This is a genomic window from Blautia hydrogenotrophica DSM 10507, from assembly GCF_034356035.1.
GTDB lineage: Bacteria > Bacillota > Clostridia > Lachnospirales > Lachnospiraceae > Blautia_A > Blautia_A hydrogenotrophica.
In genome coordinates this window covers 3,217,594-3,241,885 of sequence record NZ_CP136423.1, presented here as the reverse complement: position 1 = coordinate 3,241,885, position 24,292 = coordinate 3,217,594, and the positions used below count along the sequence as shown (strand labels likewise).

The 24,292-nt window shown below is 46.0% G+C and carries 22 protein-coding genes, 1 pseudogene and 1 riboswitch; of the genes and pseudogenes, 22 read left to right on the top strand and 1 reads right to left on the bottom strand.

All coding sequences use genetic code 11. The annotated features are described in order from the left end of the window. Positions 1 to 17: 17 nt before the first annotated feature. From msrB to BLHYD_RS15565, 4 genes and pseudogenes are all read left to right on the top strand, one after another. Entirely contained in the window at positions 18 to 1,004 is a 987-nt protein-coding gene (gene msrB, locus BLHYD_RS15580) for a peptide-methionine (R)-S-oxide reductase MsrB (protein WP_005952558.1), read from the top strand. 151 nt (positions 1,005 to 1,155) lie between these two features. Continuing rightward, on the top strand, positions 1,156 to 2,418 hold the full coding sequence (uraA, locus tag BLHYD_RS15575; RefSeq protein WP_148391218.1) for a uracil permease: 1,263 nt from the start codon (positions 1,156 to 1,158) through the stop codon (positions 2,416 to 2,418). Between the two features lies 1 nt (position 2,419). Then, a complete protein-coding gene (locus BLHYD_RS15570) occupies positions 2,420 to 2,548 on the top strand; it encodes a hypothetical protein (RefSeq protein WP_005952554.1) in 129 nt (42 codons plus the stop codon). Next, positions 2,505 to 2,842: pseudogene (locus BLHYD_RS15565) on the top strand (DUF2284 domain-containing protein). Before BLHYD_RS15570 ends, BLHYD_RS15565 begins: the two are co-directional and overlap by 44 nt. A 16-nt stretch (positions 2,843 to 2,858) precedes the next feature. Here BLHYD_RS15565 and BLHYD_RS15560 read toward each other — a convergent pair. Then, positions 2,859 to 4,004 carry a DUF4317 domain-containing protein gene (locus tag BLHYD_RS15560; protein ID WP_040350916.1) on the bottom strand — a complete coding sequence of 382 codons (1,146 nt, stop codon included), beginning with the start codon at positions 4,002 to 4,004 and terminating at the stop codon, positions 2,859 to 2,861. Between the two features lie 186 nt (positions 4,005 to 4,190). On the opposite strand from BLHYD_RS15560, the gene BLHYD_RS15555 reads away from it, so the two are divergent. The 18 genes from BLHYD_RS15555 (at position 4,191) to BLHYD_RS15470 (ending at position 24,283) form a co-directional block, all read left to right on the top strand. After that, the gene (locus BLHYD_RS15555) at positions 4,191 to 4,382 is read left to right on the top strand and encodes a DUF6472 family protein (protein ID WP_005952548.1); all 192 of its coding nucleotides are present in this window, start codon (positions 4,191 to 4,193) and stop codon (positions 4,380 to 4,382) included. A gap of 15 nt (positions 4,383 to 4,397) precedes the next feature. After that, positions 4,398 to 5,093 (top strand): DUF554 domain-containing protein, encoded by a 696-nt coding sequence (locus tag BLHYD_RS15550; RefSeq protein WP_005952547.1) that lies wholly within the window; start codon positions 4,398 to 4,400, stop codon positions 5,091 to 5,093. A gap of 285 nt (positions 5,094 to 5,378) precedes the next feature. Then, entirely contained in the window at positions 5,379 to 5,825 is a 447-nt protein-coding gene (locus BLHYD_RS15545; RefSeq protein WP_005952543.1) for an Lrp/AsnC family transcriptional regulator, read from the top strand. A 140-nt stretch (positions 5,826 to 5,965) separates the two neighbouring features. After that, positions 5,966 to 6,062: riboswitch (glycine riboswitch) on the top strand. 314 nt (positions 6,063 to 6,376) lie between these two features. Next, positions 6,377 to 7,732, top strand: a complete 1,356-nt coding sequence (locus tag BLHYD_RS15540) for an alanine/glycine:cation symporter family protein (protein ID WP_005952539.1) — start codon at positions 6,377 to 6,379, stop codon at positions 7,730 to 7,732. Between the two features lie 119 nt (positions 7,733 to 7,851). After that, positions 7,852 to 8,481 (top strand): uracil phosphoribosyltransferase, encoded by a 630-nt coding sequence (upp, locus tag BLHYD_RS15535; RefSeq protein ID WP_021845925.1) that lies wholly within the window; start codon positions 7,852 to 7,854, stop codon positions 8,479 to 8,481. A gap of 358 nt (positions 8,482 to 8,839) precedes the next feature. After that, positions 8,840 to 9,253 carry a CidA/LrgA family protein gene (locus BLHYD_RS15530; RefSeq protein ID WP_005952535.1) on the top strand — a complete coding sequence of 138 codons (414 nt, stop codon included), beginning with the start codon at positions 8,840 to 8,842 and terminating at the stop codon, positions 9,251 to 9,253. Beyond that, entirely contained in the window at positions 9,192 to 9,884 is a 693-nt protein-coding gene (locus BLHYD_RS15525) for an LrgB family protein (protein WP_021845926.1), read from the top strand. The genes BLHYD_RS15530 and BLHYD_RS15525 overlap by 62 nt, the downstream gene beginning before the upstream one ends. A gap of 69 nt (positions 9,885 to 9,953) precedes the next feature. Then, entirely contained in the window at positions 9,954 to 10,421 is a 468-nt protein-coding gene (locus tag BLHYD_RS15520) for a YbaK/EbsC family protein (protein ID WP_005952531.1), read from the top strand. Between the two features lie 428 nt (positions 10,422 to 10,849). Then, positions 10,850 to 11,953: an N-acetylglucosamine-6-phosphate deacetylase gene (gene nagA / locus BLHYD_RS15515; RefSeq protein WP_021845927.1), complete on the top strand. Its 1,104-nt coding sequence runs from the start codon at positions 10,850 to 10,852 to the stop codon at positions 11,951 to 11,953. Between the two features lie 78 nt (positions 11,954 to 12,031). Then, a complete protein-coding gene (locus BLHYD_RS15510) occupies positions 12,032 to 13,267 on the top strand; it encodes a polysaccharide deacetylase family protein (RefSeq protein ID WP_005952528.1) in 1,236 nt (411 codons plus the stop codon). A 417-nt stretch (positions 13,268 to 13,684) separates the two neighbouring features. Beyond that, positions 13,685 to 15,037 carry an alpha-amylase family glycosyl hydrolase gene (locus tag BLHYD_RS15505; protein ID WP_021845928.1) on the top strand — a complete coding sequence of 451 codons (1,353 nt, stop codon included), beginning with the start codon at positions 13,685 to 13,687 and terminating at the stop codon, positions 15,035 to 15,037. A 14-nt stretch (positions 15,038 to 15,051) separates the two neighbouring features. Further along, the gene (gene glgB / locus BLHYD_RS15500; protein WP_005952520.1) at positions 15,052 to 16,938 is read left to right on the top strand and encodes a 1,4-alpha-glucan branching protein GlgB; all 1,887 of its coding nucleotides are present in this window, start codon (positions 15,052 to 15,054) and stop codon (positions 16,936 to 16,938) included. Positions 16,939 to 17,073: 135 nt separating this feature from the next. Then, entirely contained in the window at positions 17,074 to 17,307 is a 234-nt protein-coding gene (locus BLHYD_RS15495) for a hypothetical protein (RefSeq protein WP_005952518.1), read from the top strand. Between the two features lie 304 nt (positions 17,308 to 17,611). Then, on the top strand, positions 17,612 to 19,114 hold the full coding sequence (locus BLHYD_RS15490) for a histidine kinase (protein WP_005952516.1): 1,503 nt from the start codon (positions 17,612 to 17,614) through the stop codon (positions 19,112 to 19,114). Then, the gene (locus tag BLHYD_RS15485) at positions 19,111 to 19,803 is read left to right on the top strand and encodes a response regulator transcription factor (RefSeq protein ID WP_005952514.1); all 693 of its coding nucleotides are present in this window, start codon (positions 19,111 to 19,113) and stop codon (positions 19,801 to 19,803) included. Before BLHYD_RS15490 ends, BLHYD_RS15485 begins: the two co-directional genes overlap by 4 nt. Before the next feature lie 152 nt (positions 19,804 to 19,955). Further along, positions 19,956 to 21,404: an alanine/glycine:cation symporter family protein gene (locus BLHYD_RS15480; RefSeq protein WP_021845326.1), complete on the top strand. Its 1,449-nt coding sequence runs from the start codon at positions 19,956 to 19,958 to the stop codon at positions 21,402 to 21,404. A 50-nt stretch (positions 21,405 to 21,454) separates the two neighbouring features. Continuing rightward, a complete protein-coding gene (locus BLHYD_RS15475; protein WP_040350914.1) occupies positions 21,455 to 22,717 on the top strand; it encodes a serine hydroxymethyltransferase in 1,263 nt (420 codons plus the stop codon). A gap of 396 nt (positions 22,718 to 23,113) precedes the next feature. Then, positions 23,114 to 24,283 (top strand): GTP-binding protein, encoded by a 1,170-nt coding sequence (locus BLHYD_RS15470; RefSeq protein WP_005952498.1) that lies wholly within the window; start codon positions 23,114 to 23,116, stop codon positions 24,281 to 24,283. Positions 24,284 to 24,292: the final 9 nt, after the last annotated feature.

Here is a 24,292-nt window from a genome sequence, read left to right as displayed (position 1 = left end):
ATTAGGAGGTGTTTGTTATGCTGAAAGAGATCTATCTGGCCGGTGGATGTTTCTGGGGATTGGAGGCTTATTTAAAAAGGTTGCCCGGAGTGGTTCAGACACAGACAGGATACGCCAATGGGAGGACGGAGAGCCCAACGTATCAAGACGTATGTCACCGTCACACAGGCCACGCGGAGACCGTGAAGACAGTTTACCAGCCGGAGATATTAAGTCTTGCATTGCTGCTGAAAGCGTTTTTCAGAGTGATCGACCCCACCAGTGAAAATCGTCAGGGATGGGATATTGGAGAACAGTACCGTACAGGGATTTATTACTTAGAAGAAGAGGACCTGCCGGTAATCTGGCAGGCGGTTCAGCAGCAGCAGAAAAAGTACGAGGAGTCGATCGTTACCCAAGTGGAAAGATTGGAGAACTTTTATCTTGCAGAGGATTACCATCAAAACTACCTAGAGAAATATCCGGCTGGATACTGTCATATTCATCTGGGAGAGGCGGAGGCATTTATTGAAGAGGAAGGTCTGAGACAGCTGCAAAGAGGAAGTGAGAGGATTCAGGCCGGGGCATACCAAAGACCAGCTGATGAGATTCTTAGAGAGAATCTGACAGACATACAGTACCATGTAACTCAAAATGGCGGGACGGAGTTGCCCTACCAAAATGAGTATGATCGACACTTTGAGAAAGGAATTTACGTAGACGTTACCACGGGGGAACCGTTGTTCGCGTCTTCCGATAAATTTCAGTCTGGTTGCGGATGGCCGGCGTTTACCAAGCCTATCGCTCCTGAGGTATTGAGGGAAAAAATGGATACCTCTTACGGTATGTTGCGCACTGAGGTTAGAAGTCGGGCAGGAGATGCCCATCTAGGGCATGTGTTTGAGGACGGACCAGTACAGACGGGAGGATTGCGATACTGCATCAACAGTGCAGCTTTGCGTTTCGTGGCCTATGAAGATATGGAAAGGGAAGGATATGGGAATTTGAAAGAATTGGTAAAATAGAGCTCTTGCGGGAAGATGAAAGTCTTCCCGTTTGCTTTTTACAAGGGGCTATGATATGATAAATCACAAAAGTAAAATGGATGTGCTTTGTAAACAGTAGCAAAGTAGTCGTTGCGTAAGTTTGTGGAAAAAAGTCAGATTGGGAGGAAGAATTGTGGAAAAGAGAATCATTCAGGTAGAAGAAAAGGTGCCCTTTAAACTTCTGGTACCGCTGAGCATTCAGCATATGTTTGCCATGTTCGGGGCATCCGTGCTAGTGCCGTTTTTGTTCGGAATCAACCCGGCAGTGGTACTGCTGATGAACGGTGTGGGAACCTTACTTTTTATTTTGATTACCAAGGGAAAGGCGCCCGCCTATTTGGGTTCTAGTTTTGCGTTTTTAGGCCCGGCGGGGCTGGTGATTGAGAAATTTGGTTTTTCTTATGCTCTAGGTGGTTTTGTGGCAATCGGCATCGGGGGAATGATTGTAGCTTTGCTTATTGGAAAGTTTGGTACGGACTGGATTGACGTGGTGCTTCCTCCGGCGGCGATGGGGCCAGTGGTGGCTCTGATCGGCCTGGAGCTGGCGGGAAATGCGGCGGACAACGCGGGGCTTCTGGCGGAGCAGATTGATGTGAAAAATGTAATGGTATTTCTCGTGACTCTGGGAACTGCTGTGTTCGGACAGGTATTATTTCGCAAATTCTTTTCCGTGATTCCAATTTTGATTGCGATTATTGTTGGATATGCGGCTGCCGGGCTGTGCGGTCTTTTGGATTTTGCGGAGGTTTCAAGCGCTTCGTTTTTTGCACTCCCCAATTTTCAGACGCCTCGGTTTAATTTAGAGGCAATCTTGACGATTTTTCCGGCGCTGCTGTTGGTCACATCGGAGCACATTGGTCATCAGGTAGTGACGGGAAAGATTGTTGGGCGCGATCTTTTGAAGGAGCCGGGGTTGAACCGGTCCTTGTTCGCAGATTTCTTTTCTACCACACTTTCTGGCTGTGTGGGTTCGGTGCCGACGACCACCTACGGGGAGAATATCGGTGTCATGGCAGTGACTAAGGTTTACAGTGTCCAAGTGATCGGCGGTGCGGCGGTGTTGTCCATCTGCTGTTCGTTCTTAGGCAAATTGTCAGCGTTGATTAGCACAATTCCTGGTCCTGTGATTGGAGGGATTTCCTTTCTCCTCTACGGGATGATAGGAACTTCCGGTCTTCGAATGCTGGTGGACTCTCGGGTGGACTACGGCAAATCTAAAAATTTAGCGCTAACTTCCGTAATCTTTGTCACCGGTCTGTCGGGAATTGCGCTAAAGATCGGAAATGTAGAATTGACAGGAATGGTTCTGGCCTGTGTGGTCGGCATGGCTCTGAGTTTGATTTTTCATCTGTTGGAAAAATATCATTTGACCAATGAGACAGCAGGAGAATAAAGTGACCCAAAATGGAGGGGTGAGAATGCGGGGGCAGAAGATAAGGCAGGCAGCCCTGGATCTAGGATTCGGCGGTCTTTCTGGATGTGGAAGATCTGGTGTTCGATTACAGTTTTCGTGGGTACTGTGAAGAGAATGTTTGCGGGAACTATGGGACGAACCATTCTTGCCCGCCGGACTGCGGGACTGTGCAGGAGATGGAAGAGCGGGCGAGACAATACCGACAGGACCTTGTACCTACTGTAAAGAGTGTCTGGGAAAGTTAGATAGGTCTTACGCCTGTCCCCAAAGGAGAACCTCCTGCCTGTCGGCGTACTGTCTGGATGCGAGGCTGATGGCGCAGCACCGCGGGATTCCATATTGGTGTTCAGATCAGAAAGCCGCCTATTTTACACTTTTTCTGTTTGACAGACATGAGGTCTGATGCATTTGAGAAATGGTTATTCTGCCTCCGGAAGGGGCTTCATAGTGTGGACGTTGATGCCGTTTACCTCCACATGGTCATCCACTGCGATGACCAGACAGGGGCGTCCGTCAATAATTCGTGTCTCTACCAGATCGGCACGATCTGGATTTACTTGAACTACCACATCAGGAGTCTTGATTTGAAATTTTCGGGTATTGGCCAAGTTAGATGCCAGGAGGGAGGCTTTTTCCCCTGCCGTAGACTCAAAAGCAGTGTCAAAGGTCTCTAGACTTTCATTGCTTGCTCCGCTCTCGGCCAGGAGGCATTTCACCTCTGTCTTGTCCAGAGCTAAGGGCTCTGGTTCGTCTTTGCGCTCCTCCATCCACTCATTCAGGCGTTCGTGGATGTTTTTGACGGTTTCATAGTCACAGTCTTCTCCCAGGGTGTCCTCCACAATCGCGTTGAAGGTCTCCTGTTGTCCCTGGGCAGACATGGGAGAGTCGCAGCCAAAGAGATGTTCCATGAAGTCAATCTGTTCCAAAGCTGGGTCTTTGGAGTAATAGAGTACGCTGTGAAGATCTGTGCTACGGTCGTTGAAGACTGGGAACAAAAATCCCTGGTCCGGCATCTGGACAATCCAGTCCCGGATGCGGTCTTCGATACTATTGGTCTTACTGTTGTAGCAGAGGCCGGCTTTGGAAAGCTTTACTGGACAAATGCTGCACAGCAGGAATTCATAGACCTCATCGGAAGCGTCAAACATTTCAGCTCCATCTGAGGACTTGCCCGGAATGTCGTAGAGGCCGTGAATCAGAATGATATAGTAGTTTTCGCCGTAGAAGTAGTGTTCAATGATCTTGTCGTAAAAATCTTCCAGTAATTCATCGTCTTTTAGCTTACTGTTCCGCAGTCTCATAAGGTATTCCTGAGTTCCTCCTTCTGCTTCCTGGGCCAGAGGAAAATTCAGGTTGATCAGATTTTTTCCGATGGTCCCAGAGAGAGTTTTGCGGAAAATCTCGAAATATTTAAACATTTCTTCTTCAGGTAAGGAGAGAAAGGCTTCTTTTATCTCCGTCTTTTTTTCTTTTTCACCGTCCACATAGCAGCCGCAGATGCGGGTGATGGCGCAATGTTCCGGTGTAAATTGCTTCTTTATCTCAGATATTTCTTTTTTGTTCAAAAAAACCACCTCGTTTATAAATTGAAATACAGGCGGCGCAGCCTGCCGGCCGTCCCCATAGGTATCATCATAATATATTTTGGTGATGGAGACAAGCGCAGAGTTGTGGCAGGTATGGAAAAGAGACTATTTTTTTGATATAGTAAGTGGGAATCTAAGAGATAGCAGAAGAGGAGGGGAACAGCTGTGAGGAAGAAACGGGAAACTGCTGGCTGTGAGTATTGTTCCAATTACAGCTATGATGAAGATTATGAGTGTTACACTTGTGAGGTGAGTCTGGACGAAGACGAGGTCGTGAGACTGATGACAGACCAGCACTTTCAGTGTCCGTATTTTCAGATGAATGATGAGTATAAGATTGTGAGAAAACAGATGTAGAAGGAAGGGAAGAAAATGCCGGTTGGAGTGACGGTGAATTGCCTTGCTGTGCTGACAGGGGGAATTCTGGGAGGCTGGCTGGGAAGATATATTCCCATAAAGACGACAGAGAGAATGATGGGAGTGCTGGGACTATGTTCTTTCTCCATAGGTGTTTTGAATCTTATGAAAGTAGAGTCAGCACCTCCTGTGATTTTGGCGGTGCTGCTGGGATACTTTTTGGGAGATTTGGCTGATTTAGAAAAGCGTATTGCTTGGATATTCGGCAAAATATTTAAGAAAGTTCCTGTAGGAAAATCAGGGCTGGACATGGATGCGTTTGTGATGGCAGTGGTTCTATTTTGTGCCAGTGGTTTTGGGATTTTTGGGGTACTCACAGAAGGCCTGAGTGGAGATTCCTCAGTGTTGCTGTCAAAGTCGTTTTTGGATTTTTTTACCGCCTTGATTTTTGCTGTAACCATGGGAATGGTCATAGGGTTGATCGCAGTTCCGCAGTATTTGATCTTTTTGCTGTTATTCGTGGCGGCTAGAGCGGTGGGAGGTTATCTCGCTCAGGAGGAGATCACGGCGTTTGTGGCTTGTGGAGGGATTCTGACGATGGCAGCTGGGCTGAGAGTGGCACAGATTAAGTATATTGCGATCGGAAATATGGTTCCGGCATTGATCTTGGTGATACCATTGTCATATTGGTGGAGAAGTTTAGGCTTTTAGGTGAATTTTAGATTTCCTTTTGACATTAAAAACTTTACATTTTTTGGAGAAGTACTGGAATATACTTTAATAATTTAAGAAAATGTCGACAAAAACCTTGCAGTTTGAAGAAAAGCATTTTATAATAAAAGAAACTACGATATGGGGAATGAAAGAGCCCGTTTTATTATGTTGTAGACAGAACCTTGTCGCATGGATGTGTAAAAGTTTTCTCCTATAACATAAATGCTCCGCGGGATTCTTTTTTAAAAAGAAAGTTTCGAATGAGGAGAGATTGTTGTGCATATGGATAAGATTGATGCAAAAATACTAGAAATGCTGCAGAAGGATGCGAGAGTTCCACTGAAACAAATTGCCTCAGAGGTCTATCTTTCTTCTCCGGCAGTATCTGCGAGAATTGAACGTCTGGAAAAAGAGGGAGTTCTTCAGGGGTATCAGGCTTTGGTCAGTCCGATGAAACTGGGTTATCATATCAAAGCCTATGTGAATCTGGAGATATCTCCTAGCCAGAAACTGGAGGTCTATCCTTATCTGAAGGACAACCCAAATGTGTTGGAGTGTGACTGTGTGACAGGCAGCTACTCGGTAATCATGAAAGTGGCTTTTCCAAGTACGATGGAACTCGACTTGTTCATAGGGGAGCTTCAGCATTTCGGGAAGACGAGCACACAGATTGTCTTTTCCACAATTGTGGATAACCGTGGAGTGAAAGTCATGGAGAAAAAAAGTTAGGCTGGAGCGATGGAAAAGTTACTGTAAATGAAACGAACAGTGATTGGGGAAATTTTTGTACATACCTGTTGCCAAATGGCGGCAGGTATGTTATTTTATGTTATGAAAAAGACCTTGTCACGCAAATGTGTGAAAGTTCTTTAGATTACTCTGGAGAGTTCCTGAATTCAGGACGCCGAAGGTGTACGGCAGAGAACGAGCTGCCAATCTCTCAGGCAAAAGGACAGAGCATATGTAAAAAGAGGATTCGGGATATATGTGTGTGACACAGAAGAAATCCGAAAATATGCGATATGTTCACTTTCTCAGAGGCTGATGATTTTACATCAGCTTTTTTTATTGCATAGGAAACTTCGCTCCCTATGCAATAGAAAGCCCTCCGGGCAAGATGCACACACCGCAATGAGGAATTTTACCGCGAGGCGGTGTTGCGGCGGCGCGCAAAGTGGGACGCGCTCCTCAAAGATTGAGGGGTGAGGGAGTTGAAGTGGGCTTCCCCACTTTTATGGAGGCGAATTTTTTAAAAATACAATCAGGAGGAAGTAATACGTATGGAAGCATTGACAAGTATGGTGACTCAGGCGAGTGATTTTTTGTGGAATGTGATTTTGATCATTCTGCTTTGTGGAACAGGGATTATGTTTACAATCCGTCTGAAGTTTATTCAAGTTCGGAAGCTGAAAGAAGGCTTTAAATTGGTCTTCGGAAGTATGGGAAAAAAGAACGAGGGTGGAAAAAAAGGAGAGATGACGGCTTTTCAGTCTGTGGCTACCGCTATCGCAGCGCAGGTGGGAACTGGAAATCTCACGGGAGCGGCTACTGCGCTGATAGGCGGAGGTCCGGGGGCCATTTTTTGGATGTGGGTCAGCGCATTTTTTGGGATGTCCACGATCTACGCCGAGGCTACTATGGCTCAAAAGTATAAGAAAACTGTGGACGGAGAGATCACCGGGGGACCGGTCTACTACATTCGTGCGGCTTTTATGGGAAAATTTGGAAAGATTTTGGCGGGGCTGTTTGCGATTTTTATTGTGGTTGCTCTGGGATTTACCGGGAATATGGTTCAGGCCAATTCCATAGGGGCAGCGTTCACGGAAGTATTTGAGGCGAGAGGAGTTCAGGTTTCCCCGCTGATTTTTGGAATTATCCTGGCGTCTATTGCTGCATTTATCTTTTTAGGGGGCACTCAGCGGTTGGCCTCTGTCGTAGAGAAATTAGTGCCATTTATGGCGGCTGTCTATATCCTGGGAAGTCTGTTGCTGATTCTGCTTAACATAACAGAACTTCCGGGAGCTATAAAGATGATTTTTGTGGGAGCGTTTAAGCCGGAGGCAGTTATGGGGGCCGGTGCCGGTATCGCCGTGCGGGAGGCGATTCGCTATGGTGTGGCCAGAGGACTGTTTTCCAATGAGGCAGGTATGGGTTCTACACCTCACGCTCACGCGAGAGCAAAAGTGGAAAATCCTCATAAGCAGGGACTGGCGGCCATGGTCAGTGTGTTCATCGACACTTTTGTGATCTTAAACTTGACGGTGTTTTCTATCCTGACCACGGGAGCGATGGAGACACATAAGACCGGGACTGCCTTGACACAGGCGGCTTTTTCCAGAACCTTTGGGGGCTTTGGAGATATTTTCGTCGCTGTCTGTCTGTTATTTTTTGCCTTTTCTACAATTCTGGGATGGCATTTTTTCGGGCTGGTGAATATGAAATACTTGTTTGGAGATAAGGCTGGAAAGCTGTATTCCGTTTTGGTCATCGCTTTTGTGGTCATCGGTTCGATGTTGAAAGTGGATTTTGTGTGGTCTCTGTCTGATTTCTTCAATGGTCTGATGGTGATACCAAATGCTATTGCTTTGTGGGCACTTGGAGGTGTCGTAGTGAGTATCTGCAAAAAATACAGCTAAACGGTTACGATTATGGCAGTAGGAAAGAGCACAAGAGTTGAAAAATAAACCGAGTGATATTATAATTGTTTCAGAATAAAAGGTCACCGATGATAACGTGCAAAAGAAAGGAAAAAGAGATGGAGAATGTATTTTATATGGATCATCCTTTGATTCAGCACAAAATTTCAATGCTTCGTGCTGTGCAGACAGGAACCAATGAATTTCGTAAACTGGTGGAAGAGATTGCTGTATTGATGGCCTATGAGGCGCTGAGAGATCTGCCGACGGAGGACGTGGAGATCACTACACCGTTGGAGACTTGTATGACTCCTATGCTGTCAGGTAAGAAACTGGCTATTGTACCGATTTTAAGAGCAGGCTTGGGGATGGTTAATGGTATTTTGACGTTGGTACCTTCTGCAAAAGTAGGGCATGTGGGGCTGTATCGAGATCCGGTGACGCATGAACCGCATGAGTATTACTGTAAGCTGCCAGAAGCGATAGGGGAGAGATTGATCTTGGTGGCAGATCCAATGCTGGCCACGGGTGGTTCCGCAGAGGCGGCGGTAGATTTTATCAAGCAAAAAGGCGGGACCAATATTAAATTTATGTGTATTATCGCAGCCCCAGAAGGAGTGGAGAGACTGCATAAAAAGCATCCGGACGTTCAGATTTACTGCGGCCATTTGGATCGCTGTTTGAATGAGAACGCTTACATTTGTCCTGGATTGGGGGATGCCGGAGACAGGATATTCGGCACAAAGTAGCAAGTGATTAAGTTTAGACTGAAATTGAGGGAATTTTACGGGAAGCTCACTGCTGAAAAGTGGTGAGCTTCTGTTATAGGAAAGGCAGTTCCTATGGCAGAAATGCCCGATACTGTTTACTCACTTGCGGCTCGTGAGTAGTAACACGCCTCGCGATGCATATAAACTGTTGTATACAGCAGTTTGGCGATAGCATGTCTTTGCGTTTTTGTTTAAAATGTACAAAAACATCTCGCAGGATATTGGAGATCTGAACTGTAACAAACGCCCCACTTTGTTCCAGGAAAAACCTTGTCAATGGGAGAGGGCAGTGGTATGATAAAAACTTAGAGTTAGAAGGAAGAGAGAAAAGCAAAATATGAAGTACGTAAGACAGTTTGTTATCATTATGTTCCTTTCCTTTTTGGGCGAAATCTTAAAAGCGGTGATTCCGCTTCCGATTCCGTCAAGTATCTATGGGCTGGTGCTGATGCTTCTGGTACTGAAGATGGGAATTGTGAAGCTTGAAGATGTGAAGGACGCAGGAAATCTATTTATCGATATCATGCCGTTGATGTTCATACCGGCAGCTGTAGGGCTTTTGGACGCGTGGAGTGATATAAAAGGAATCTTGTTCCCTGTAGCAGTGATAATTTTTATTACTACGGTTTTGGTAATGGCAGTTACAGGCAGAGTAACTATGATGGCAGCACGAAAGGAGAAGGGAGAAAATGCAGGATTTCTTTGGAGATTCTTTGTTTTTCGGAATGGCGATCAGCGTACTAGGATATGAACTGGGACGAAAGATTAAGACAAAGTGGAGACTGGCAATTTTTAATCCTCTTCTCATTGCAGTGATTTTTGTCATGGTGGTGCTGAAGACCTTAGGAATTTCTTATGATTCCTATAACAACAGTGCAAAATATCTGAGTTATCTGCTGACGCCGGCGACGGTCTGCCTGGCAATTCCGCTGTATCAGCAGATGGCTCTGCTTAGAGAGAACAAGGCGGCGATTGCTGCGGGGCTAGGAGCGGGAGTTCTCACCAGCTTGTCCAGTGTGTTTCTCTTGTCTGCGTTTTTTGGATTGAGCCACGAGCAGTATGTGACTTTGCTTCCTAAATCAATTACTACGGCGATTGGCATGGGGATATCAGAGGAGCTTGGTGGGATTGTCACGATCACTGTGGCGGCGATCATTTTGACGGGGATTATTGGAAGTATGATTGCGGAAGGCGTGTGTGCGGTGTTTCGTATCACGGACCCTATGGCAAAAGGGCTTGCAATCGGGGCCGCGTCCCATGCGATAGGTACGACAAAGGCTATGGAACTAGGAGAGATCGAAGGTGCCATGAGTAGCCTGGCTATAGCAGTTTCGGGTTTGTTGACAGTGATAGGAGCGTCTGTTTTTGCAAATTTGATGTGAGCGCAGAGACGAATGTAGGAACAAAGAAATTCTGAGAATATATAATGAAAAAGCAGAAGGAGAAGGAAAATGGCAATTGAAAAAGTGAGAGAGTATTTTAAACAGTACGGTATGGAAGATAGAATTTTAGAGATGGAGCAGTCAAGTGCCACGGTGGAGCTGGCGGCCTTGGCTGTGGGAGTGGAACCTGCAAGAATTGCGAAAACCCTGTCGTTTAAGAAGGGAGAAGAGACGATTCTTGTAGTGACTGCCGGCGATAGAAAAATTGACAATGCCAAATATAAACATTACTTTGGATTGAAGGCTAAGATGCTGACACCGGATGAAGTTTTGGAGAGAGTGGGACATGCGATCGGAGGCGTCTGTCCATTTGCGGTTCCGAAAGAAGTGCAGGTATATCTGGATGAGTCTATGAAAAGGTTTGAGACGGTGTACCCGGCTTGTGGAAGCGGAAACAGCGCTATTGGGCTGACTTGTGAAGAGCTGGAAAAGTATTCTAATTCTAAGGCATGGGTGGACGTGTGCAAGCCTATGTAGCATAATTATTAGTATCCGTTAGCCCGCGCCATTTGTAAAACCGCACTGCGTGCTTGTTGTGGCTGACGCCACTGTTTTACTCATAAACGGATGTTCTTCTCATAGGTCTGTCTGATCGAAAAATCATGCAAGCATGATTTTCTCTCTCAAACAGACCTATGGTTGAACTGATATGAAAATTAGTAACAGTTCAGCCTGACATTGTCCCGCGAGGCGTCACGCTGCATTTGCAGCGGGATCCCGAGGATTGCAGGCGCCAGACGGAGAGAATCGCAGTCTGTGTGCATGCATTTGTGACAATGAAGCCGAAAGGCTGAACTGTTACGAAAATTATGAGGGAATGACTGGAATACATTGCATTTGCAGGGGAAAGAATATATAATATTCGATAGAGGATAACGGGAATTTTGTGAATTGGAGGAAATGATATGATTATAAAAAATGGCGCTGTGTTCCAGGAGGATGGCTTGTTTAAGAAGCAGGACCTCTATATCGAGAATCATAAGATTGTAGCTTCGCGGGAAGAAGTGTCAGATGATATGGAAGTGGATGCGTCTGGTCTGTTGGTAATTCCCGGATTGATTGATATTCACAGTCACGGCGCGGCAGGCCATGATTTTTCGGATGGTGATGCCCAAGGGTTGAAAAAGATTTTAAAGTACGAGAAAGAACATGGAATTACTTCTTATTGCCCCACGTCAGTAACTTTACCAAAAGAGCGTCTGAAAAAGATTTTTGCGACAATTTTAGAGGTCGAAGACTATAAAGAAGGGGCAACAATCTTGGGAATCAATATGGAAGGACCATTTATTGATCCTAAGAAAAAAGGTGCTCATGAGGAGAGTTTTATTCACAAACCGAGTGCAGATTTTTTCAAAGAGTGCAATGAAGCCTGCGGTAATAGGATTAAGCTGATGACTTTAGCTCCCAATATGGAAGGTGGCATGAAATTTATTGACGAGATGCACAATGAGGTCTGCATTTCTCTAGGACACACATCTATGGGTTATGATACAGCCGCGGAGGCGATAGAAAGAGGAGCTCATCATGTGACCCATCTGTACAATGCGATGCAGCCTTTGGCCCATAGAGACCCAGGTCTGATAGGAGCAGCCTTTGATGATAGAGAATCTATGGTAGAGCTAATCAGCGATGGATTCCACATTCATCCTAGTGTGGTACGTGCGACTTTTGCACTGTTTGGGCCGGATCGGGTAATCCTGGTCAGTGATTCCATGATGGCCACAGGGATGCCGAATGGAAGCTACAAGCTGGGAGATTTAAATGTGACGATGAAAGACCGGAAGGCCACATTGGAGGATGGCACTTTGGCGGGGTCTGCGACAGATCTCTATGACTGTATGAGATGTGCGGTATCTTTTGGCGTTCCAAGAGAGCATGCTATTTGGGCAGCGACCAGGAATCCGGCGAAGAGTATAGGAATCTATGACAGGGTAGGATCACTGACACCGGGAAAAGAAGCGGATGTGCTTTTGGTAGATGAAGACCTAAAGCTATGCCGTGTGATTTAGAGTTTGGTAGTTCCCAGTAGGATAAATAATGATGATTTTGGTAGTACGGAAGAATGAAATAGAGGATGGATAAACAGCATGGATAAACGAATTTTGCGGGAACGGATGAGGCGAAAAAAGAGGCAGCTTTTCATCCGCAAGATAATACGTCTGGGAGCCTGTGCGGTTGCTGTGATTTTGGTGCTAGTCTTTTTGGTGAAAGGAATTATCACACCACTGGTCACAAAGATCGGCGGAGGCAGTAGCAAGACTGTGGAGGTGCAGGCTCAGACTCAGGAGTCAGGACCAGGAGAAGCAGTCAGACAGCCGATTCGAAGTCAAAACGACGGAGGAAAGGCTGGGGTACATACTGTCGGTTGGCAGGAAGATGAAACTGGAAAATGGTATCAAAACGCCGACGGAACTTACTACGCCAATGGAATGAAGGAGATCGACGGCTGTACATACTATTTTAATGAAAACGGATATATGCAGACAGGATGGGTGACAGTAGACGGGGAGGACTATAAGTTTAACGACAATGGAATTTTAGATCCTGAAGCGCGCCGTCCTATGATTGCTCTGACATTTGATGATGGTCCCGGCAAATATACGGACAAGTTGTTGGATTGTCTGGAAGAGAACAATGCTAAGGCCACTTTCTTCATGCTGGGACAGTGTGTTGAGCAGTATCCGGACATTCCGAAGAGAATGAAAGAATTGGGCTGTGAACTGGGCAACCATTCCTACAGTCATCCTCAGCTTACGTCGCTGTCCTTGGACCAGGTCACAGATCAGTTCGAGAAGACCAACAATCTTTTGGAAGAATCTACAGGCTCTCCGGCCACTGTGGGAAGAACTCCCTATGGTGCTCAGGATGAGACCATCTGTACAGCCACTGGACTTCCTTGTTTTATGTGGTCTCTGGACACAGAGGACTGGGCAAAGATGAATGCGGATGCGGAGTACGATTCGGTGATTGGACATGTATCAGACGGTGAGATTGTGTTGATGCATGACATTCATGAGCCGTCTGTGGAAGCGGCGATCCGCATTATACCGGAGCTTATCAAGCAAGGGTATAAGCTGGTGACAGTCAGCGAGCTGGCAGAGGCTAAAGGCATTGACTTGCAGGTCGGAAAATCTTACTCAGATTTTTGGGATAAGACGGTAGAAAGCTTAGAGGCTGAGGCTGAGCAGGAGAGTGAGCAGACGGACAGTAATTCCGGGGATACAGATGATTTATCGGAGGACTCTTTTGATGATACCTCTGGGGAATTTTCCGGGGATGGCTCAGAGGGGCAGGAGTCCTTTGACAGTGAAAGCGAACAGTAATTTTATAACTTGAGATCTAAAAACCGATGACTATTTTGAACGGAAGGATGGACAGGGACTCCTGCGGAGCAGTTCAAAACAGCCATCGGTTTTTATGTAATAGGAAAGACCTAGTCAAGCTAATGAGTGAAAGCCCTTTCCCATTACATAAACGTTCCGCCGTGGATGTGTACGCCGCAATAAGGTGGTTCACTGCACAGCGGTGTTGCGGCGGCGCGGAAAGTGGAAGTGCGCCCCTTAAGATTGAGGGGATGAGGGAGTTGAAGCGGGCTTGTTCACTTTGTTCTGTTGGCTGTGTCAGCATTCTTTTTTAAGGATGGTATGATTGACTGACTGCACTGGGATTGTTATAATGATGAAGAGACAAAGCCCCCAATTTAAGGAGCTATCTGTCACTAAATAAGGAGGACAGAAGATTTGGGTAAATGGTATGAAGAAGCGGTGTTTTATCACATGTATCCCATAGGGATGAGCGGTGCACCGCGGCGAAATGAGCAGGAGAAAATTACACATAGGTTTCCGATGTTGGAGAGCTGGCTGCCGCATATCGCGCAGTTGGGATGCACGGCGATCTATATAGGCCCTCTTTTTGAGTCTACCTCTCATGGATATGACACGAAGGATTATAAGCTGGTAGACAAAAGGCTTGGAGACAATGTGGATTTTTGCCGATTTGTGAAAAAAGCTCATGATTTGAATTTAAAAGTTGTAGTAGACGGAGTTTTTAACCATACGGGTAGGGAATTTTTTGCGTTTCAGGATATACAGAAGAACCGGGAGAGTTCCGTCTATTGCAGTTGGTATAGAGGGTTGAATTTTGGGTGGAACAGCCCGTATGACGATGGATTTTCCTATGAAGCTTGGAGAAACTGCTTTGAGCTGGTAAATCTAAACCTACAGGAGAGGGCGGTACGGGATTATCTGCTGGATGTGATTGGATTTTGGATGGATGAATTTGGTATTGACGGGATTCGCCTAGACTGTGCGGACTGCCTGGACGTTTCGTTTATGGAGGAGATGCGTAAGTTTACAGACAGCAAAAAAGAAGATTTCTGGCTGATGGGAGAAGTCATTCATGGAGATTACAGCCGCTATGTGGGAGCACATATGCTAAACAGTGTCACGAACTATGAGCTTCACAAGGGATTGTATTCAGGACATAATGACCACAATTATTTTGAGATCGCACACACCATCCGCAGGCAGTTTGAAGCCAATGGAGGAATTTATAGAGGGCTGAAGCTCTATTCTTTCGTGGATAACCACGATGTGGACCGGATTGCCAGTAAGCTAAAGGTGCCGGGACATATCTTCCCAGTCTATACTCTGCTCTATACACTACCAGGGATTCCGTCCATTTACTATGGTTCTGAGTGGGGAATCCTGGGAAGAAAAGAAGGCGGAAATGACGAGCCCCTTAGACCGGCAATAGATATAGGAGAGGCTTTGGTTGAGAATGCGGATTCCAAGATTCTGGAGTGGGTAAGGACTTTGGGGAGAATTCATCAGGAACAGGATGCCTGTGCTTACGGCAGGTATCAGGAATTGTTTTTGACGAACCGCCAGTACGCGTTTGCAAGGATTCTTGGGGATGGCGGTATCGTGGTGGCGGTAAATAACGATGAGCAGGAAGCATGTGTGACGATACGGGAACCGCTCCCGGGAAAGAGTTATCAAAATTTGATCACAGAAGAAGCTGTCAGAGCTGAGAATGGTTTGCTCTCATTGAAGTTGGGACCGAATGAGAGCTGTATTTTAGCAATGGCATAGAGGAGGGATTTTTCATGGGAGCAAAAGTAGTAATCACTGAGTTAGATCAATATCTGTTTGGACAAGGGACACACTACGACATTTATAAGAAGCTGGGAGCACATTTTTCAAAAGTAGGGCGCAGAGAGGGTGTACATTTTGCGGTATGGGCTCCAAATGCACAATCAGTATCTGTAGTCGGTGAGTTTAACAACTGGAACGTGGAAGCGAATCCGATGAAAAAAATCGGGCCGATTGGGATTTTTGAGACTTTTATTCCCAATGTGACAGAAGGCCAGCTGTATAAATATTTTATAGTAGGAATGAATGGAGAGTTGCTGTATAAGTCCGATCCCTATGCCTCTGCTTCAGAACTGCGTCCGGGCAATGCTTCTAAGGTCGCTGATATCTCGAATTTTCAATGGAGAGACCAAAATTGGATAAAGAAGAGGGAAGCTTTCGATGTGAAGACGGATGCAATGGCAGTCTATGAGGTGCATCCGGGCTCCTGGAGGAAGCATCCTCTGACCAAAGAGGATGAGACCGGTTTTTACAGTTATAAAGAGTTTGCTCACGGTCTGGCAGCTTACGTGAAGGATATGGGATATACCCATGTAGAACTGATGGGAATTGCAGAGCATCCTTTTGACGGTTCCTGGGGCTATCAGGTTACAGGATACTACGCACCTACGGCGAGATATGGGACTCCCGTGGAATTTAAATATTTGGTGGATTACCTGCACCGCAATAAAATTGGAGTAATTTTAGACTGGGTTCCAGCGCATTTTCCAAAAGACGCCCATGGTCTGGCGAATTTTGATGGAACAGCGGTGTATGAACATGCGGACCCTAGACAGGGAGAACATCCGGACTGGGGAACGAAGATTTTTAACTATGGGCGGAATGAGGTAAAAAATTTCCTGATTGCCAATGCTTTGTATTGGATTGAAGAATTTCATGTGGACGGGCTGCGTGTAGATGCGGTAGCCTCTATGCTATATTTGGATTATGGTAAGCAGGATGGCCAGTGGGTAGCTAACAAATATGGCGGCAATGAAAACTTAGAGGCGATTGAATTCTTCAAACATCTGAACACGGTAGTTCGAGGGAGAAATCCTGGTACACTGATGATTGCGGAAGAATCTACGGCTTGGCCGAAGGTAACAGGAGACGTGGAAGATGGAGGATTAGGCTTCTCTCTCAAATGGAATATGGGATGGATGAATGATTTTCTGGAATATATGAAACTGGACCCGTATTTCCGTAAATATAACCACAATAAGATGACGTTTTCCATGACTTACGCGTACAGTGAGAAATATGTCTTGGTTCTTTCTCACGATGAAGTGGTCCATCTGAAATGCTCCATGGTGAATAAGATGCCTGGATATCTGGATGACAAATTTAAGAATCTGAAAGCTGCTTACACGTTTATGTTTGGCCATCCTGGGAAAAAACTACTGTTTATGGGACAGGATTTCGGCCAGCTTCAGGAGTGGAGCGAGGAGAGGGAGTTGGATTGGTATCTACTGAGAGAGGAAAGCCATATTCAGCTTCAGAGCTTTGTCAGGGACTTGATTCATCTCTATGAGCGTTACGCAGCACTGTATGCTATGGATGAGGATTGGGAAGGGTTTGAATGGATTAACGCAGACGATGCGGATCGAAGCATCTTCAGCTTTGTGAGAAAATCTCCCACGAAGAGAAATAATCTGCTATTTGTCATGAATTTTACACCGGTGGAGCGCAGTGACTATCGGGTAGGTCTGCCAAAGAAGAAAAACTATAAGCTGATTATGGACCAGAATGGAATGCTAGAAGAGCCGGTTTTGTATGCGGCAGAGAAAAAGGAATGCGATAACCGTAAATTTTCCTTTGAGTACCCTCTTGCTCCCTATGGCGTCGGAATCTTCTTATATTGAAAATGAGCCGGACAGATGGAAAAATGAATAGGGACAGCCTTGGTAGGCCTGATTTGACATTTCAGGAGAATGTGCTATAATGGCCCCGAGTAATATTAAGAGGGAAATCATTGAAATGGAAAGGAGAGGATTAGCATGAAAGTATCCAATGTAACAGATGTAAACAAATTATTTGAAGTGATTGACAGCTGCAAAGGAAGAGTAGAGTTAGTGACTGGAGAGGGAGACCGTTTGAACTTGAAGTCTAAGTTGGCACAGTATGTGTCTTTGGCAAATATCTTCAGTGTTGGAACAATTCCAGAGTTAGAGCTGGTGGCCTATGAGCCTGAGGATATCCAGAAACTGATGGAGTTCATGATTAACGGATAATTTACTTGAGGATAGACGTGGCCAGGGCGAAAAGCTCTGGCCATAATTGTTTGCAGTTTATTCTTATGTAATAGGAAAGACCTTGTCACGCTAATGCGTGAAAGCTCCTTCCTATTACAAAAACGCTCCGCTAAGGATGCACACGCCGCAATAAGGAATTTCACCGCGAAGCGGTGTTGCGGCGGCGCGCAAAGTGGAACGCGCCCCTCAAAGATTGAGGGGATGGGGGAGGTGAAGTGGGCTTGCCCACTTTGTTTTATACTGGGGAACTGTAGACAGAACATAGGGAAGAGGAGCAATAAGGATGACGAGACAAGATACGGACTGGGGATATATAGACTGGCTGGAAGAAGATATGGACGAAAGCAGAGCGGCACTGAATGTTGGGATTGTGACGATCTTTCCTCATGCCCATATGAACCCTCATATTCATTTTACAGAACAGGTACTTTACACCCTTCAGGGAACAGGCTACAGCTTAGTGGATGGGCAGAAGATAGACATGTCAAAACCTCAGGTGACTTTGCACTGGAAGGCTGGGGTTATTCATGAGATGTATAATGAGGGAGATGAGGAATTTAAGCATCTGATGGTTTCCTGTCCGGAGATTGTGAGATTTGAGCCGACGGTGTCTAGCGAGGCAAATCAGTATGGGTTGAGTGACGAGGAGGCAGAGGAGTATCTTCGGATGGCGATCAATGGAACTTGTGAGCAGTTTCTGGACACGCTTCACTATTCTTATGTGATCTTCAACGCGTCAGGGAGACCTCTGAAAAGAACTAGGATATTTCCGCTTTTTTGTTACCAGAACTGTATGGAGGAAATCTCTTCCAACACGGCATCCTGTATGTGCCACTATATTTCTTGCCCCTTTTATGAAGAGATGATTTTTGAGTGTCCCCGGGGTGTGACAGTGTTCTGTCTGCCAGTCATTTTTCATGGGGCTTTTCTAGGCTACATTCAAGGAGGCTATGTGCATATGCATGCGGTACCGAGAGAAGGTGTCTATATCATGCCCCATAGCTCTATTCAGGGAGCAAAGATTCTTCTGCGTCAGATTGTAAAGGCGATGACGGATTACTGTGAAGTCTACCGCTTTAAGAAACAGCTGACACAGCAGGAGATTGAGCTAGCGGATATTCAGCAGTATCAAGAAGTATTGATTGCGGACCTTCAAAATGCGGAGAATACCATGACAGATTTGAAAATTAACAATCATTTTCTGTTCAATACTCTAAATCAGATGGCTTCTATGGCGTTGGCGGGAGGTATACTGCCTTTGTATCAGTCTATTTTGGATTTATCCCGTTTGTTTTCCAGTGCTCTGCGAAGCAGCAGTAGAGTCTCATTGTCGAAAGAGTTTGAGTATCTGCATTCATACTTAAAGCTTCAGAAGCTGCGTTATGGGGAAGAATTACAGCTTGATTTTGAGATTGAAACGGACTTGGAACAGTGGATGGTTCCATTTAATTTTATGATGCCAGTGGCGGAAAACGCCTTTATTCACGGATTTTCTCAGGAAGAGAAAAAACAGTTTTTTCTTCAGATTCAGGAGAAGGCAGGGGAATTGTTGGTTGTGATGGAAAACAATGGGGAGCAGATTGATGAAAAATCCTGTCGGCTGATTATGAAGAAGATGAAGGGAAGCGCCGCTCACGGTCTGTCTATGGTCTATCGTAAATTACAGTCCGTGTACGGAGAACATTTTTCGATTCATTTTTCCCCAGGGCAGAAAGAGGGAATGAGAGTCTCTATTCTGATACCTGCGGTGAACATAGGTTTAGCGGACAAGGAGGAAAAGATATGATTCGTGCTGTAATCTGTGATGATGAGACGGCCAGCCTTGCGATTATTCGCTATCTGATCGAGAGCGAGGGGCTTCCAATTGAGATTGTGGGAACTGCTTCTAACGGACAAAGCGGACTGGAGCTTATTCAGAAAGAAGAGCCTGATTTAGCGTTTTTGGATATTCAGATGCCGAAGATGGATGGCTTTGAAGTGCTCAAAAAATTAAAAGGCTCAAAGACAAAAGTGATTTTTATCACCGTCTATAATACCTTTGCCTATGCGCAGAAATCTTTAAGGCTGGGCGCCTGTGATATTATTGAAAAGCCCATCGACGTCTCTTCTCTGAGAGATTCCATTGTCCGGGCTATCGGATGGAACTTTACAGACAGTGAGACTTTGAATCGGGCTCTTCACCACATCTATCTGCATTACTCACAGGCGCTTACTTTGAACGAGCTTGCGGAGGCAGCCTGCTGTACGCCAAGCCATTTGTCACATCTTTTCCGCCAGCATTTTGATATGCCGGTGCTTTCTTATATTCACAAAATACGTATCGCCAAGGCAGCCCAGCTTTTGAGGGAAGGGGTGAGTGTACAGGATGCAGCCTGGCAGACTGGCTATACCAGTATGAATCATTTCTATAAGTATTTTAAACTCTATCAGGGCGTGACACCGGCCGCGTACCGGCGTGTCCGAAGTACAGAGTAGAGTTTCCCTTGCGCTAAAGAAGAGGCTTGTTTCCTCTCAATCGCAAAAATGATACATCTTTTCACAAAACCGGCCATATGTTCTTTTTCTTGTCTGTGCAATAATAGAGAAAACGGAACAACAAAAGTATAAAAGAACAGGGGGAAGAAAATTTGAGTGATATCCTTACTAAAATCAACGACACTTTGTGGAGTATGCCCTTGGTTATTCTCGTATTAGGAGCAGGTCTCTACTTCTCGATACGTATGCTTTTCCCACAGTTTCGCTATCTGAAGGAAATGATTCGAAACATGGGACAGGGAGCTGATTCCTCAAAAGGATTATCTCCGCTGAGGGCTTTCATTTTTACTGCGGCCAGAACAGTCGGTGTCGGGAATATCTCCGGTATGGCGACCGCCATCTTTTTCGGTGGTCCTGGGGCAGTCTTTTGGTTCTGGATTCTGGCTTTGATCGGCTCTGCGGTGGCGTTGATCGAGGCGATTCTGTCTCAGACTTATCGCCAGACGATTAACGGAGAATACCGGGGCGGTCCGGCCTACTATATGGAACATGGCATGAAATGCAAGCCCCTTGGCCGTGTGATGGCTATCGTATTCGCAAGCCTTACAATTCTTTGCTTTGTCCTGCTTGCACCGACAACACAGTCCTATAATATTACACAGGGAATCGCGACGGCGTTTCACCTCCCGGTGGTTGCCGTGGGCATTGTGTTTACAGGATTTTTGGCCTTTGTAATCCTTGGTGGACTGAAACGAATTGGAAATGTGGCTCAGAGAGTCTCTCCGATTATGGCGATGCTCTACATTTTGATGGCACTGGTGATTATTGTGATGAACATCAAGGAGCTTCCAGGTGTCATCGCCTTGATTTTCAAGTCGGCTTTCGGGACAGATCAGGTATTTGCTGGAATTGCGGGCTCTGCGATCTCCTGGGGCATCAAAAGAGGTGTCTTTGCCAATGAAGTCGGTGTCGGTTCCTCAGCGGTGACTGCGGCAGTCGGAGAGGTGAACCATCCGGTGAAGCAGGGTCTGAGCAATGCAGTGAGTGTCTTCATCGGTACATTTTTTGTATGTACCACATCAGCGATCATGATGTTGATGACTGGCTGTTATAATGTCAGCGACGGAGCGGATGGATTACTCTATGAGGGACTTCCAGGTGTGGCATATGGAAATGATTTTGTATCTTCCGCCATCGACACGGTAGTGCCTGGACTGGGAGCTCCGTTTGTGGCTATTGCAATTCTTTGCTTTGCTTCGGTAGCCTTGCTTGCCTACTATCTGTATGGAGAGAGCAGCCTCCTTTATTTGTTTCCAAACAATAAGACCATCCACTGGGTGATGAAAATTGTCTTTCTCGTGATTATTTTCTTAGGCTGCGTCTTGTCGGCAGACATGGTGTGGACGATGGGAGATATCGGGCACGGAGTGATGGCCTGGGAGAACGTGATTGCACTTCTTATCCTCGGAAATCAGGGTGTTCGTATTTTCAAAGACTATGACAGGCAGAGAAAGAATGGCGTAGAAGAGCCGGAATTTGATCCAGAGGCTTTGGGATTTGACCCTGCTGAAGTGAGCGAGACCTGGAGAAAGAAAAAATAGAAATTACATAAAATGTTATATGGCGGTTATGCCAGGAAAGGATGTATCAAATGTTAAGACAGACCAGACTTACAGACCCGGAACTTGCGAAAATTGTGGACAGAGAACTTGTGCGGCAGGAAAAATGTATCGAGATGATTGCTTCTGAGAGCACGGTGCCGGTACCGGTTATGGAACTCTCAGGGAGCGTGTTTACGAATAAGACATTGGAGGGATATCCAGGGGCGCGTTTTCAGGCCGGCGGGCAGGTTGCGGATGAGATGGAGAACCTGGCTATAAAACGTGCGAAGGAGCTTTTTGGGGCAGAACACGTAAATATACAGTCTTACTCTGGCTCCACGGCAAACTATTCCGTGTTTGCCACAATCTTAAAACCGGGAGACAAGGTTTTAGCTATGCGTCTGGACCAGGGAGGACATCTGACTCACGGTTCACCGGCGAATTGGACTAGTTCCATGTATCAGCATACTTTCTACGGCTGCGACCCTGAGACTGGCCGCATTGATTATGAGGAGATGGAGAGATTGGCGAACGAAGTGAAGCCTAAGCTGATTATCTGCGGTGCAAGTTCCTATCCACGTTTGATTGACTATGAGCGTGTGGCGAAGATCGCGGAATCTGTCGGTGCATATTCCATGTGTGATATGGCACATGTGGCAGGACTCGTAGCTGCGAAGGTAATTCCGAGTCCGATTCCTTATATGGATTTTGTTACTTCGTCTACGACGAAGACCTTCTGTTCGGCTAGGAGCGGTATGGTATTCTGTAAAGAAAAATATGCGAAAGCTTTGGACAAGGGAAGTTTCCCGGGAGCCCTAGGGTCTATGCATCTTCAGACCATGGCGGCAAAATGTTGGAGTTTCCACTATGCTGCGTCTCAGGAATTCCATGATACCATGGCGCAGGTAGTAAAAAATGCTCAGCATATGGCGCAGGAGCTGATCAAACGAGGGTATACGATCGTGAGCGGCGGCACAGATAATCATTTGCTGGTGGTAGACCTGCGTAGCAAAGGTGTGACGGGACGTCAGATGCAGGATTCTCTGGAAAAAGCGGGTATCTCTGTGAATAAGCAGGTAGTTCCTTTTGATACTGCGAAGCCGAATGTCACCAGTGGTATTCGAATTGGCTTGACTTCTGTGACGCAGCGCGGAGTCAAAGAAGAAGGCGTCACTGAGATTGTGGAAATGATGGATCGCGTGGTAAATGCGCCGGACGATGAAGCCGTGATTGCTGATGTGAAAGCTCAGGCGGAAGAATTTATCTCTAGATATCCTCTTTATTCACAGGAAGAGCTAGAAGAACTGAAATAAATTTTGCTGTAAAGTCCCATAATTCGTTATCATATAGATCGGTCAAGGTGCCGCAGATTTGTTACTGTTCACTTACTTGCGGTTCGTGAACAGTAACAAGCTTTGCGATGCACACAAACTGCTGTAAACAGCAGTCTGGCGCGAGTATGTCTCGGGATTTTTGTACAAAATGTACAAAAACACTTCGCGGGATAATGGAGGCCTGAACTGTGCCGCAGATTTCTATAGTTTAGAAGTCTGTGGCACTTTACTGTTTACGTGAACCTGTTGAATGTGCTATAATACCAATTAGTTTGGACCAGGGATTGCGAATCGCTGGTTATCCTTATTTAATGAGATTGTCAGCCCCCTGGATAAGGGACTGAAGGGAAAGAAGCGGAGAAAGGAAGTATCATTATGACAAAGATAGACATTATTTCAGGTTTTCTCGGAGCAGGGAAGACGACCTTGATTAAAAAACTTCTGAAGGAGGCTTTTCAGGGGGAACAAGTGGTTCTGATTGAAAATGAGTTTGGTGAGATTGGAATCGACGGTGGTTTTCTGAAGGAGGCTGGAATTCAGATTCGTGAGATGAATTCTGGTTGTATCTGCTGTTCTCTGGTGGGTGATTTCGGAGCTTCTCTGAAAGAAGTGATTGGCCAGTACCACCCGGACCGTATTCTGATTGAGCCGTCGGGAGTAGGAAAATTGTCAGATGTAATCAAGGCTGTCCAGGGAGTGCAAAAAGAGGCAGAGTTGGTTTTGAACTCCTATACGACTGTGGTGGATGCGAAAAAGTGTAAGATGTATATGAGAAATTTCGGAGAATTCTTCAACAATCAGGTAGCATATGCAGGGGCGATTATCCTGAGCCGAACAGATCTGATCGACGAGCAGAAGGCAGAACAGTGCAGAGAGATGCTAAGAGAGATCAACAAGGCAGCGGCGATTGTGACCACACCGATTGAGAAGCTGGATGGTGCGAAGATCTTAGATGTCATGGAGCATCCAATTTCTCTCCAGGAAGAGTTGCTGGCGGAGGAAGTGTGCCCGGTATGCGGACATCACCATGACCATGAGCATCACCACGACCATGAGCATCACCACGATCATGAGCATCACCACGACCATGAGCATTGCCACGACCATGAGCATTGCCACGATCATGAGCATCACCACGATCATGAGCATCATCACGACCATGAACACTGCCACGATCATGAGCATCATCACGACCATGAACACTGTCATGAGCATGAACATCACCACGACCACGAGCACTGCGGACACGATCACCACCATCATCATGCCGATGAGGTGTTTACAAGTTGGGGCCGTGAGACCGTGAAAAAATACACGAAAGAACAGCTGCAAAAGATTCTAGACCAGCTCTCAAAGGATGAGAAGTATGGAATCATACTGAGAGCGAAGGGAATGCTGCCGGGAGAGGATGGAACCTGGATTTACTTCGACATGGTGCCGGAGGAGACTCAGTTAAGAGAAGGGGCTCCGGAATATACCGGTCGTCTGTGTGTGATCGGTTCTAAGCTGAAAGAAGATCAGTTGAGCGAGTTGTTTGGATTATAGGAGGGAAGA